11 protein-coding genes are annotated in these 12621 nt (G+C 67.7%); 10 read left to right on the forward strand and 1 reads right to left on the reverse strand.

Going from position 1 to position 12621, the window contains the following annotated elements; translation table 11 throughout:
• Positions 1-247 precede the first annotated feature (247 nt).
• The 10 genes from ACK5NO_RS09405 (at position 248) to adhE (ending at position 11058) form a co-directional block, all read left to right on the forward strand.
• Complete coding sequence (locus ACK5NO_RS09405; RefSeq protein ID WP_416812415.1) at positions 248-1480, forward strand: CpaF family protein; 1233 nt, start codon at positions 248-250, stop codon at positions 1478-1480.
• 1 nt (position 1481) lies between these two features.
• The gene (locus ACK5NO_RS09410; protein ID WP_416812416.1) at positions 1482-2342 is read left to right on the forward strand and encodes a type II secretion system F family protein; all 861 of its coding nucleotides are present in this window, start codon (positions 1482-1484) and stop codon (positions 2340-2342) included.
• The gene (locus tag ACK5NO_RS09415; RefSeq protein WP_416812417.1) at positions 2339-3262 is read left to right on the forward strand and encodes a type II secretion system F family protein; all 924 of its coding nucleotides are present in this window, start codon (positions 2339-2341) and stop codon (positions 3260-3262) included. Before ACK5NO_RS09410 ends, ACK5NO_RS09415 begins: the two co-directional genes overlap by 4 nt.
• Before the next feature lie 29 nt (positions 3263-3291).
• Positions 3292-3474, forward strand: coding sequence for a hypothetical protein (locus ACK5NO_RS09420; protein ID WP_416812418.1), 183 nt, complete (start codon positions 3292-3294; stop codon positions 3472-3474).
• Positions 3446-3874, forward strand: coding sequence for a TadE/TadG family type IV pilus assembly protein (locus tag ACK5NO_RS09425; protein WP_416812419.1), 429 nt, complete (start codon positions 3446-3448; stop codon positions 3872-3874). The genes ACK5NO_RS09420 and ACK5NO_RS09425 overlap by 29 nt, the downstream gene beginning before the upstream one ends.
• Positions 3871-4341, forward strand: coding sequence for a pilus assembly protein (locus tag ACK5NO_RS09430; protein WP_416812420.1), 471 nt, complete (start codon positions 3871-3873; stop codon positions 4339-4341). The genes ACK5NO_RS09425 and ACK5NO_RS09430 overlap by 4 nt, the downstream gene beginning before the upstream one ends.
• Entirely contained in the window at positions 4338-4772 is a 435-nt protein-coding gene (locus tag ACK5NO_RS09435; protein ID WP_416812421.1) for a pilus assembly protein TadG-related protein, read from the forward strand. Before ACK5NO_RS09430 ends, ACK5NO_RS09435 begins: the two co-directional genes overlap by 4 nt.
• A 140-nt stretch (positions 4773-4912) precedes the next feature.
• Positions 4913-7186, forward strand: coding sequence for a formate C-acetyltransferase (pflB, locus tag ACK5NO_RS09440; protein ID WP_416812422.1), 2274 nt, complete (start codon positions 4913-4915; stop codon positions 7184-7186).
• Between the two features lie 9 nt (positions 7187-7195).
• Positions 7196-8023 carry a pyruvate formate-lyase-activating protein gene (gene pflA / locus ACK5NO_RS09445; RefSeq protein ID WP_416812423.1) on the forward strand — a complete coding sequence of 276 codons (828 nt, stop codon included), beginning with the start codon at positions 7196-7198 and terminating at the stop codon, positions 8021-8023.
• Between the two features lie 305 nt (positions 8024-8328).
• Positions 8329-11058, forward strand: coding sequence for a bifunctional acetaldehyde-CoA/alcohol dehydrogenase (gene adhE, locus ACK5NO_RS09450; RefSeq protein ID WP_416812424.1), 2730 nt, complete (start codon positions 8329-8331; stop codon positions 11056-11058).
• 126 nt (positions 11059-11184) lie between these two features.
• On the opposite strand, the gene ACK5NO_RS09455 is transcribed toward adhE, so the two are convergent.
• A complete protein-coding gene (locus ACK5NO_RS09455) occupies positions 11185-12363 on the reverse strand; it encodes an IS30 family transposase (RefSeq protein WP_416812425.1) in 1179 nt (392 codons plus the stop codon).
• Positions 12364-12621 lie beyond the last annotated feature (258 nt).

Genomic DNA, 12621 nt, shown 5'->3' on the forward strand with positions numbered 1-12621 from the left:
CCCGGCGCGTCCAGAAGGCACTGCGCTGGCGCTAGCCAGGGTGGTCGTGCGGTTCGGTGAGAGTTCAGTTGAGCCTCCCTGTCGCTCGGGCAAGCGGTTGGGGGTAGAGGTGACGAGCCCCCAGGATGGCCCTCTCAACCCGGCAGTGCGGAGCCCTCTTTGGTCGCCACGCGACGGCCCTCCCCGCATCGGCCCTTATCCACAGGGGCCTTCCGCAATGTGACGTATGTCACTAAGGTCACATGGCATGACCACGGGGGCGGTCGCCGACATTGAGGCGCAGGTGCGTGAGCGCATCCGTGCCTCCGGTGCCGACCCCCACCGCGATGCGGGGCAGGTCAAGGCCTTCGTAGAGGAGGCCCTCGCCCACTGGGATCGCCGCTCGCTCACGGGCGCGGTCGAGCCGCTTGCGGACCCTCCTGCCACCGCGAAGGCAGTGATGGACGCAGTGGCCGGGCTCGGCCCGCTCCAGCGCTACCTCGAGGACCCCGCGGTCGAGGAGATCTGGATCAATGCGCCGCACCAGGTGTTCGTGGCTCGTGGGGGAGAGCCCGAGCTCACGACCACGATTCTCGACGGCGATCAGGTGCGCGACCTCGTCGAGCGCATGCTGCGCGCCAGCGGTCGCCGACTGGATCTCAGTTCGCCATTTGTGGACGCGACGCTGCCCGGCGGGGAGCGCCTGCACGTGGTGATCCCTGAAATCACGCGCGAGCATTGGGCCGTCAACATCCGCAAGTACGTGGCGCGGGCGCGCAGCGTGCGGGACCTGGTGGCGCTGGGTTCTCTCACGCCCCAGGCCGCCGCGTTCTTGCATGCGGCCGTGGACAGCGGACTCAACCTCCTGGTGTCGGGCGCCACTCAAGCGGGCAAGACCACCATGCTCGGCGCGCTCGCGGGTTCGGTTCCCGCGCGGGAACGGATCATCACGTGCGAGGAGGTCTTCGAGCTCGCCCTGGCCAACCGTGACGTGGTCGCGATGCAGTGCCGCCAGGCCTCGCTTGAGGGCACGGGAGAGGTGCCACTGCGGCGTCTCGTCAAGGAGGCCCTGCGTATGCGGCCCAGCCGCATCATCATCGGTGAGGTGCGCGAGGCCGAGTCGCTCGACATGTTGATCGCCCTGAACGCAGGCATTCCCGGCATGTGCACCATTCACGCCAACTCCGCGCGCGACGCCATCACCAAGATGTGCACGCTGCCGCTGCTTGCGGGCGACAACGTCTCCGACCGGTTCGTCACGCCCACCGTGGCCGCCGCGATCGACGTGGTGGTCCACCTCGACCTGAATTTGCACACGGGGGCGCGGCGCGTACGCGAGATCGTGGGCGTGATGGGCCGCGCCGAGGGCGGCGTCATCGAGACCGCCACACTCTTCGAGCGCAGGGCCGATGCGCTGGTGAGGAGTTCCGGCTACCCGCCCCACGAGGATCGCATGCTGGCACGCGGCCACGACCTCGCGCGACTGCTGGGAGGCGGTTGAGGTGGGGCAGTGGTGGGGGGTGGTGCTCGGCATGGGCGTGTTCCTTGCGTGGTGGTCGCTGTGGTCCGAGCCTCCCGTGTTGCGGGCCCGTACCGATGGCTGGGCGGCCCGCACCCAGGACGCACTCGTGAGAGCAGGGGCGCCGACCGTGACTCCCGTCGCGTTGGTGATGACGGCCGTCGGACTGTCCGTCGTGACCTGGGTGGTGGCTGCGGGGCTGACCGGCTCGGCCGTGTTGGGGCTGTGCTTTGCGCTCATCGCCGCGCGAGGGCCGTTCGCGTTGGTGGCCGCGCGGGCGCGGTCTCGCTCCGCGCGCACGCGAGAGCTGTGGCCCGAGGTGGTGGACTCGCTCGCCTCGGGCATTCGCGCGGGGCTGTCGCTTCCCGAGGCGGTGGGCCAGGTGGGCCAGCGCGGCCCCGAGGCGTTGCGGGAGCCGTTCGCGCGCTTTTCCGAGGACTATCGAGCCTCGGGACGCTTCCACGACTGCCTCGACGCACTCAAGGATCGCCTGGCCGACCCGGTCGCCGACCGCATCGTCGAGACCTTGCGCCTGACCAGGGATGTGGGCGGCACCGACGTGGGCAGGGTGCTGCGCACGCTCGCCGACTTCCTACGAGACGACGCCCACCTGCGCGGCGAACTCGAGGCCCGGCAGAGCTGGACCGTCAACGCGGCCAGGCTTGCGGTCGCCGCGCCGTGGGTGGTGCTCGCGTTCCTGTCCTCGCAGCCCGCCACGACGGCGGCCTACGACTCGGTGGCCGGAGTCGCCGTGCTCGCGGTCGGCGGCGCGTGCACGGTCGTGGCCTACCGCATGATGATGCGCCTGGGGCGTCTACCTCAAGAGCGTCGGGTGCTGCGATGACGGCCGTCGAGTGGGTGCTCGGCGCCACCTTCGGATTGGGCGCCTGGCTCGTGGTGGTGTGGGGATACTCGCGGCGACCCACTCTCGAGGTGCGCATCGCGCCCTTTGTGCGTCCCACGGCCGCGGTCGAGGCGCGCAGGCGTGCCACCGCCGTCACCCCCTTGCCCACCGTGGAACGACTGCTCGCTCCGTTGGTGAGTGACCTGGGCCGGGTGCTCGAGCGGTGGGGAACCTCGACCCTCGACCTCGAGCGGCGCTTGCGCCGGGCAGGTGGACGGCTCACGGTGGAGCAATACCGGGCCCAGCAGGTGGCGTGCGCCGCCGCAGCGCTCGCGGCCTCGACCTTGGCCGCCGCGGCCCTCATGGCGACGCGGGGCACGAGCATCCTGGTGGCGGGCATCCTTGTGGTGACCGCGACGGCAGGCGGCGCCCTGGCCAGGGACGCGGCGCTCACGGCCGCCATCAGGCGTCGCTCACGGCGGATCGCCGTCGAGCTACCCACGATCGCCGAAATGCTCGCTCTCGCGGTGGGTGCAGGCGAGTCCGCCCCGGCAGCGCTTGAGCGAGTCTCCACCAGCGCCTCGGGCGTCGTGGCAGACGAACTCGGGCGCGCGCTTGCGCGCGTGCGCGCGGGAACACGGCTGCCACGCGCACTCGAACAGATGGCTCGCGACATGGCGGTGCCCTCCATGGACCGGTTCGCTGACGCCGTCGCGACCGCGATCGATCGAGGAACCCCTCTTGCGGACGTCCTGCGAGCCCAAGCACAAGATGTGCGCGCCGCGGGGCACCAGGAACTCATCGAGGAGGGCGGCCGGCGCGAGATCGCGATGATGGTGCCCGTCGTGTTCCTGATCCTGCCCGTCACTGTGCTGTTCGCCGTCTTTCCCGGCCTGGTCGCCATCAGGTTGGGCGGGTAATCATCCATCACTACAGGGGGGAGGGAACCATGAAGGTTCTCTTGCGCGCTTGGAATGAGGCCACGGGGCCGCAGTCGGACCGTGGCGACGTGCCGGGCTGGGTACTGATCACGCTGATGTCGGCAGGACTTGTGGCTCTGCTGTGGGCCATCGCGGGCCCAGCGCTGGGCGGGATGCTCGACGATGCGCTCAAGTCCGTCACCGGCACCTGAACACCCCAGCGAGTCCGGCCCGGGCCTCGGTTGGCGTGCCGACCGTGGAAGCGCGCCCGTCGAGTTCTTGCTCGTGGGCATGCTCGTGGTGGTGATGGGGCTTGCGCTGGTCCAGGTGGTGCTCATGCTGCACGTGCGCAACACGCTCACCTCGAGCGCGTACGAGGGTGCGCGGCACGCGGCACAGGCCGACCGCACGCTTGCCGACGGCGAGCAACGTGCACTCGCCATGGCGGCCGATGCGCTGGGAGGCATCGCAACCCAGGCTCGCTCCCGTACGGACACCGCGGAGGGCGCGCCGGTGGTCGTTGTCGAGCTCACAGCGCCGGTGCCGGTGCTCGGGCTCTTTGGCGTGGGGTCCGTCACCGTGGATGCGCGCGCCTTCGACGAGGCACCATGAGGCGGCAGTGGCGCTCCGACGAGGGCGGCGCGCTCGTCGAATTCCTGGGCGTGACCGTCGTGCTGATGGTGCCGTTGCTGTACGCGGTCGTGGCCGTCGCGCACCTCCAGGCCGCGACCTACGCGGTCGAGGGGTCGAGTAGGGCGGCCGCGCGGGGTGCGGCGCTCGCGGCCCTGGAGGCGATCGAGGCGGGTGGGAGCGACGCGCAGGGCATCGCTACGGCCCAGGCCCACGCGCAGGCCGCCGTCGAGCTGGCCCTCGAGGACTTTGGGGTGGGAGGGGAGCCGGTCGTCACCGTGGCGTGCGGGGCGGCGGGGTGCACCGGCGAGCAAGGAGAGTTCGTGGTGACCGTGGCCGTCGACGTGCCGCTGCCCGGCATTCCCGGCCCGGTGCTCGACGTGCTGGCGGCCACCGTCAACGTCTCCTCGCATGCCCGCGCACCGCTCGCGCTGTTGGAGTCGCCATGAGGGCCAGTGGCGGGGTCAGCGACGACGCCGGGAGTGTGTCGGTGTTCACCATCGGCTGGATCGTCGTGGTCCTCATGGCGCTCGCGGTCCTGGTGGGGGCCACCCAAGTTCACGTTGACCGCATGCGGCTCGCGGCCTACGCGGACGAGTTGGCCCTCGCGGCGGCAGCGGATGTCGCGGATGCTGGCTACTTTGCGCGCGGCGGCGACCTCACCGACGCCCAGGTGCGCGACGCGGCCGCCGAACGGCTCACCGCCCCCGACGCCCGGCCATGGGTCACCGAGGTGGAGTTGACCGACGCCTCGGGAGGAGCCAGCGGTGCCGTGAGCGTGACGGTCGCGAGGGAGGTGACACCCTTGTGGGGCTCGTGGGCCTGGTTACCCGGCGCGGTGGTGACGATTCATGCGCAAGGCGGCACGCGCATCGGCTGAGGTCTGGACGGTCGCCCCAGGTAGGCGAGGGCCCTAGGTCCCATCGAGGCCTTTATCCATAGGCGTACGTTCGAATCATCGCCGATGACTTGCCCAACCCGGGCTTCACGGCAGTGTGTCCTAACCTGGAGGAGCTCACCATGACCACCACTGACACCAACGCAGCGGCAGCCGACCAGGCCGCCCACGCCACCGAGTGGAGGAGCTTCGAGCGCGGCCCGTGGGCCGACGCGATCGACGTCCGCGGATTCATTCAGCTCAACTACTCGCCCTACGAGGGTGACGCCAGCTTCCTTGCCGGCCCCACCGAGCGCACCACGCGCGCCTGGGAAGCCATCACCGAGAAGTTCCCCGCCGAGCGTGAGAAGGGCGTCTACGACGTCGACGCCACCACGCCTTCGTCGATCACCTCCCACGCTCCCGGATACGTGCTGGAGGACGAGGACGTGATCGTGGGTCTGCAGACCGACGCCCCCCTCAAGCGCGCCATCATGCCCAACGGTGGCTGGCGCATGGTCGCCAAGTCGCTCGAGACCTACGGCTACGACGTTGACCCCCAGCTCGAGAAGATCTTCTCCGAGTACCGCAAGACCCACAACGCCGGCGTGTTCGACGTCTACCCCCCGAACGTGCGTGCCGCCCGTTCCTCGCACATCGTCACCGGCCTGCCCGACGCCTACGGCCGCGGCCGCATCATCGGTGACTACCGTCGCGTGGCCCTGTACGGCGTCGACGCTCTGATCGCGGGCAAGAAGCGCGAGCGCGCTCTGCTCGACATGGAGCGTTCGACCGAGGACATCATCCGCGACCGCGAGGAGACCAGCGAGCAGATCCGCTCGCTCCAGGAGCTCAAGCAGATGGCGGCCAGCTACGGCTACGACATCTCTGGCCCCGCGAAGGACTTCCGCGAGGCCGTCCAGTGGCTCTACTTCGCCTACCTTGGCGCTGTCAAGGAGCAGAACGGCGCCGCGATGTCGCTGGGTCGCACCTCGACCTTCCTCGACATCTACGCTGCACGCGACCTCGCCGAGGGCACCCTCACCGAGGACACCGCGCAGGAGATCATCGACGACTTCGTCATCAAGCTGCGCATCGTGCGCTTCCTGCGCACCCCCGAGTACGACGCCCTGTTCTCCGGCGACCCGACCTGGGTCACCGAGTCCATCGGCGGTCTGGGTGACGACGGTCGCCCGCTGGTCACCAAGACCTCGTTCCGCATGCTGCAGACCCTGTACAACCTTGGCCCCGCCCCCGAGCCGAACCTCACCGTGTTCTGGTCGGAGCAGCTGCCCCAGGGCTTCAAGGAGTTCTGTGCGCAGGTCTCGATCGACACCTCGTCGATCCAGTACGAGTCCGACGACCTGATCCGCTCCCAGTGCGGCGACGACGCGGCCATCGCGTGCTGCGTGTCCGCCATGGAGGTCGGCAAGCAGATGCAGTTCTTCGGAGCTCGCGTCAACCTTGCCAAGGCCCTCCTGTACGCGATCAACGGTGGACGTGACGAGATCTCCGGAAAGCAGGTGGCCCCCGTGACCGCCCCGCTGACCGGCGAGGTGCTCGACTACCAGGAGACCATCGACACCTACGACGTCCTGCTGGACTGGCTGGCCGAGACCTACGTCGACGCGCTCAACTGCATCCACTTCATGCACGACAAGTACGCGTACGAGCGTCTGGAGATGGCGCTGCACGACAAGGAGATCCTGCGGACCATGGCTTGCGGCATCGCAGGCCTGTCCGTCGCGACCGACTCGCTGTCCGCCATCAAGTACGCCACCGTGCGTCCCGTCCGCGACGAGACCGGCCTGGCAGTCGACTACGAAGTCGAGGGTGACTACCCCACCTACGGCAACGACGACGACCGCGCCGACGACATCGCCGTCGAGCTCGTGCGTCGCTTCATGGAGAAGGTGCGCCGTCAGCCCACCTACCGTGGCTCGAAGCACACCCAGTCGGTGCTGACCATCACGTCAAACGTCGTGTACGGCAAGCACACGGGTAACACCCCCGACGGTCGTCGCAGCGGCGAGCCCTTCGCTCCCGGCGCCAACCCGATGAACGGGCGCGACCGCCACGGCATCGTCGCCTCCGCTCTGTCGGTGGCCAAGCTGCCGTACGACCAGGCCGAGGACGGCATCTCGCTCACCACCACCGTGGTCCCTGCAGGACTGGGCCGCGACAAGGCCGAGCAGATCAAGAACCTCGTGGGCGTGCTCGACGCGTACAACGTCTCTCACGGCTTCCACATGAATGTCAACGTGCTCAACCGCGAGACGCTCGAGGACGCCATGGAGAACCCCGAGAACTATCCGCAGCTGACCATCCGCGTGTCGGGCTATGCCGTGAACTTCGTACGGCTCACCCGCGAGCAGCAGCTCGACGTTCTCTCCCGCACCTTCCACGGAAGCCTGTAGGCGATCACGATGTCCGTCCCCGTCCCCACCCCCACCGTCCCAGCCGCCGCATCGGCCCCCTCGCTCGAGTGTGCAGATGCTGACCTCCGCGACTCGCTGAAGTCGCCAGGGGAGTCCGCATCGGTCCACTCGTGGGAGTTGGTCACCGCGGTGGATGGGCCGGGCACCCGCCTGACCTACTTCCTCGCTGGTTGCCCGCTGCGTTGCCTGTACTGCCACAACCCCGACACGTGGCAGATGCGGCGCGGCGAGCGCCAGACCCTCGCCCAGGTGATGAGCCGCATCGAGCGCTACGCGCCGGTGCTGCGCACCACCGGGGGAGGGGTGACGATCTCGGGCGGCGAGCCGCTGCTCCAGCCGCAGTTCGTGGAGAACGTCTTCGCCGGCTGCAAGGAGCTGGGGATCCACACCGCGTTGGACACCTCCGGGTTCCTCGGGGCGCGGGCATCGAACCGACTGCTGGCCAACACCGACCTGGTGCTGCTCGACGTCAAGAGCGGCGACCCCGAGACCTACAAGAAGGTCACGGGGCGCCCGCTCCAGCCCACGCTCGACTTTGGTGAGCGGCTCGCGGCGCAGGGCATCCCGATCTGGATGCGCTACGTGCTCGTGCCGGGGCTCACCGACGACGAGGCAGCGATCAACAGGGTCGTGGACTACGCCACGTCGCTGGGCACGCTGCAGCGTGTCGAGGTCCTTCCCTTCCACCAGATGGGACGCGAGAAGTGGGCCGCACTGAACGAGCCCTACGCTCTCGAGGACACTGAGCCCCCGAGCCCCGAGCTGGTCGCCCGCGTGCGTCGCCAGTTCGCGAGCCAGGGAGTGGTGGTCTACTGACCCCACCCCACCTCTCTCTCTCGTTTTCCGTCAAATGGATCCATTTGCTCGGGCGGGGCTGACGCCCTTCCCGCCAAATGGATCCATTTGGCTTGTGAGGGGGAGGGGAGGCCGAGGAGGGCCGATGCGCGCTGCGGCGCCGGCGCGAGCGGCACCAGGCGGCATCGTGCCAGGTATACCCGCATCGGCCGTCCTGCTGGGACCAATGTCCCCGGGACCTATGCCTCAAGATTTCGTGCCTACGGCGGCGTAGTTTCGAGATAGTGGCCCACAGTCCAGGGGGCCAGACCCGAGGAGAAAATCTCATGACTGCCACGACCGACAGCCCGGTCACCGCGACGGAGTCCACCGTCGCACAGGAGATCGACCGTTTGGTGGCGAACGCCCAGAAGGCGCTCGACGCTTACTCCGCATTCACGCAGGATGACGTCAACCTGCTCGTCAAGAAGGCCTCCGTCGCGGCCCTGAACCAGCACGGCGAACTCGCCGTCCTGGCGGTCGAAGAGACCGGCCGTGGTGTGTTCGAAGACAAGGCCGTGAAGAACCTCTTCGCGTGCGAGCACGTCACCCACTCGATGGCCCCCATGAAGACCGTCGGCATCATCCACGAGGACCCGATCAAGGGCATCATCGAGATCGCCGAGCCCGTGGGCGTCATCGCCGGTGTCACCCCCGTGACTAACCCCACCTCGACCGCGATCTTCAAGTCGCTGATCTCGCTGAAGACGCGCAACCCCATCATCTTCGCCTTCCACCCCAGCGCCCAGAAGTCCTCGGTCGCTGCCGCCAAGATCGTGCGTGACGCAGCGATCGCCGCCGGCGCCCCCGAGCACTGCGTGCAGTGGGTCGAGACCCCCTCGCTCGAGGCGACCAACGCCCTGATGAACCACGACGGCGTCGCGCTGATCCTGGCCACCGGCGGCAACGCGATGGTCAAGGCCGCGTACTCCTGCGGCAAGCCCGCCCTGGGTGTCGGCGCGGGTAACGTCCCCGCCTACGTCCACAAGAGCGCCAACCTCAAGCGTTCGATCAACGACCTGGTGATCTCCAAGGCGTTCGACAACGGCATGGTGTGCGCCTCTGAGCAGGCCGTCATTCTTGACGCCGAGATTTACGACGAGGCCCTGAGCCTGTTCGACCGTCTCCACGCCTACCGCGCGACCCCCGCCGAGAAGGCCATGCTCGAGGAGTTCATCTTCGGTGTGCAGGCCAACGGCGAGAACTGCGCCGGTGCCAAGCTCAACCCGAACGTCGTGGGCAAGTCCCCGCAGTGGATCGCCGAGCAGGCCGGATTCGAGGTCCCCGAAGAGACCTCGATCATCCTCGCCGAGGTGTCCACCGTGGGCGAGTCCGAGCCCCTGACCCGCGAGAAGCTGTGCCCCGTGCTCGCCGTCCTCAAGTCGGACAGCACCGAGCAGGGTCTCGACTACGCCCAGCGCATGGTCGAGTTCCACGGCCTGGGCCACTCGGCGTCGATCCACGCGACCGACGACGAGCTCATCAAGGAGTTCGGCAAGCGCTGCAAGGCGATCCGCATCATCGTCAACTCCCCCTCGAGCCAGGGTGGAATCGGTGACATCTACAACGCCTTCCTGCCCTCGCTGACGCTGGGCTGCGGCTCCTACGGCCACAACTCGGTCTCGAACAACGTGACCGCGGTGAACCTCATCAACGTCAAGCGAATCGGCCGGAGGAACAACAACATGCAGTGGTTCAAGGTTCCGGCCAAGACCTACTTCGAGCCCAACGCGATCCAGTACTTGCACGACATGAACGGTGTCGAGCGCGTCACGATCATCACCGACGCCACCATGACCCGCATCGGCGTGGTCGACAAGGTGCTCGACGTGCTGAACCGTCGCCCCAACCCCGTCTCCGTGCAGATCATGGACAACGTCGAGCCCGAGCCGAGCGTCGCGACCGTCCGTAAGGGCGCCGAGATCCTGCGTGCATTCAAGCCCGACACGATCATCGCCGTCGGCGGTGGCTCGCCCATGGACGCTGCCAAGGTCATGTGGCTGCTGTACGAACACCCCGAGGTCGACTTCGCTGACCTGAAGGAGAAGTTCTTCGACGTCCGCAAGCGCGCCTTCCAGTTCCCCAAGCTGGGCGAGCTCGCCAAGCTGGTCTGCATCCCGACCACGTCCGGCACCGGTTCCGAGGTCACGCCCTTCGCAGTGATCTCCGACCCCGAGACCGGCCGCAAGTACCCGCTCGCGGACTACGCGCTCACGCCGACCGTCGCGATCATCGACCCGGTCCTCACCGCCAACCTGCCTGCGCGGGTGGCTGCTGACTCGGGCTTCGACGCCCTGACCCACGCCACTGAGGCCTTCGTCTCGGTCTACGCGAACGACTACACCGACGGTCTCGCCCTCCAGGCGATCCGCATGGTCTTCGAGCACATCGAGGAGTCGGTCACCGTGGGTGGCTCCGCCGTCAAGGCTCGCGAGAAGATGCACAACGCCGCGACCATCGCCGGTATGGCCTTCGCCAACGCCTTCCTTGGCCTGGTGCACGCCATGTCGCACGTGACCGGTTCGACGCACCACGTCGCACACGGCCGCACCAACGCGATCTACCTGCCGCACGTGATCCGCTACAACGGCAAGGTTCCGACCAAGCCCACCTCGTGGCCCAAGGCCGAGTCCTACGTGGCTCCCGAGCGCTACCAGGAGATCGCCAAGATGCTGGGCCTGCCGGCCTCGACCCCGGACGAGGGTGTCGAGTCCTACGCGAAGGCCGTTGAGCAGCTGCGCGACAAGGTGGGCATCGAGCGTTCGTTCAAGGACGTCGGCGTCGACGAGACGGAGTTCATGTCTTCGCTCGACACCCTCGCGATGAACGCTTACGCCGACCAGTGCGCACCGGCCAACCCCCGCCTTCCGATCCTCGAGGACATGAAGGTCATGATGGAGGCCGCGTACTACGGCACCACCTGGGACGAGGTCAAGGCGAGCCGCAAGACCGAGGCCGTCCCGGCCGCGGACAAGGCTCCCGCCAAGAAGTCGCGGACCACGAAGTCCGCGAAGTAGGAGGCGCGCGGGCCGGGTCATGAGCCCGGCCCGCCCTCCACTCTCCCGCCAGACCTGGACACACCTGGCGCGGAACCCGGCCCCGGTGCTTGGCGGTTTCTAGGGTTCCTCGCAACACCTGTTGGTCTATGTGGTGATCAGTAGATCACGCAGACGCTCGGCTGGAGTATTCCAGTCGAGCGTTTTGCGTGGTCGGCCGTTGAGTTCCTGAGCGACGTGCTCGAGGTCCAACGGACTGTGGACGGACAGGTTGGTGCCCTTGGGGAAGTACTGGCGCAGGAGCCCGTTGGTGTTCTCGTTCGAGCCGCGCTGCCAGGGTGAGTGAGGGTCGCAGAAATACACGGGCACGTCGGTCGCGATCGAGAACGCCTTGTGAGCGGCCATCTCCGAGCCCTGGTCCCAGGTCAGGGAGCCCTTGAGGTGCTCGGGCAGGGACGCGATCAGCGGGATCAGACAGTCGCGGACATCCTCGGCGGTGTGCTCACCGGGCAGGTGCCCGAGCATCACATACCTCGTCGAGCGTTCCACCAGCGTGACGATCGCGGAGGTGTTGCCCGCACCCATGATGAGATCTCCTTCCCAGTGCCCGGGAACGGCACGGTCTTCGACCTCGGCGGGGCGTTCGGAGATCATGATCATGTCGTCCACGAACCGCTTCGTGCGCGCCTGCGGGTCACGGTGGGGTTTGCGCCGGGTGCGTCCACTGCGCAGCGCCGCGGCGACTTCTCGTTTGAGACCGCCACGGGCTTGAACGTAGATCGCCTGGTAGATCGTCTCGGTACTCACCCGCATTTCCTCATCGCCTGGAAACTCCTTGATGAGAGCGTGACAGATCTGCTCAGGCGACCACCGCTTTGCAAGTCCCTCGACCACGAAGTCCCTCAAGGGTCCCGGCTGGGCGAGCTTGGACTGTGTCGTGCGCGAACGGCTGGCAGACCACGCCCGTTGCGCCGCATGCGGCCGATACTTCCCGTCCACGCTGTAGGAATCGAGTTCGCGTTTGATCGTCGAGGCAGGCCTGACCAGCGCCCGCCCGATCGCCCGAAGCGACTTGCCCTCGCGGCGCATATCCGCGATCTTCTCGCGCTCGAGCAAGGTCAGGAAGCGTGGATGCAGGTCGGCCTCGATCACCGAGATCGACGGCTGAGCACCGGCAGATTCGTACGTGGTCACCCCAGTCTTGTAGTCGATTCGACGGCCATCGGGATACAGGCGCGCCCGCCCCAAGCGGCGAACACCCTTGTCCCAATCGCGAGCGGTGCGCTCGTTCACACCCACCTGGGCGGCCGCGTCCTTGCGACGCACACCTGAAGCGCGCATTCTCTCGTACTCACCACGACGCGGATGTGGACCGTTGCCGGGTCGACCCACGCCACACATGCCCGCCTTGCGCAACCAGCCATACGCCGTATGCCGGTTGACGCCGACTCTCCCGGCTACGTCACTGATCGTCCCCTCGGACCGCTCCAACTCCGCGAAGAACTGAGCTTTCAACTCCTCAAACGACACGATCCCCGCAACTCCCTGAAGTCAGGGTGTTGCGGGGATCGCTAGAACCCGCCC

It is taken from the genome of Demequina sp. (genome assembly GCF_047975725.1).
Classification (GTDB): Bacteria; Actinomycetota; Actinomycetes; order Actinomycetales; family Demequinaceae; genus Demequina.

Bases quoted from the DNA above. Each gene is read 5' to 3' on its own strand.
- ACK5NO_RS09425 (WP_416812419.1), top strand. From the start codon at position 3,446: ATGCGCTCAAGTCCGTCACCGGCACCTGAACACCCCAGCGAGTCCGGC.
- adhE (WP_416812424.1), top strand. From the start codon at position 8,329: ATGACTGCCACGACCGACAGCCCGGTCACCGCGACGGAGTCCACCGTC.
- ACK5NO_RS09415 (WP_416812417.1), top strand. From the start codon at position 2,339: ATGACGGCCGTCGAGTGGGTGCTCGGCGCCACCTTCGGATTGGGCGCC.
- ACK5NO_RS09405 (WP_416812415.1), top strand. From the start codon at position 248: ATGACCACGGGGGCGGTCGCCGACATTGAGGCGCAGGTGCGTGAGCGC.
- ACK5NO_RS09430 (WP_416812420.1), top strand. From the start codon at position 3,871: ATGAGGCGGCAGTGGCGCTCCGACGAGGGCGGCGCGCTCGTCGAATTC.
- ACK5NO_RS09435 (WP_416812421.1), top strand. From the start codon at position 4,338: ATGAGGGCCAGTGGCGGGGTCAGCGACGACGCCGGGAGTGTGTCGGTG.
- pflB (WP_416812422.1), top strand. From the start codon at position 4,913: ATGACCACCACTGACACCAACGCAGCGGCAGCCGACCAGGCCGCCCAC.
- ACK5NO_RS09420 (WP_416812418.1), top strand. From the start codon at position 3,292: ATGAAGGTTCTCTTGCGCGCTTGGAATGAGGCCACGGGGCCGCAGTCG.
- pflA (WP_416812423.1), top strand. From the start codon at position 7,196: ATGTCCGTCCCCGTCCCCACCCCCACCGTCCCAGCCGCCGCATCGGCC.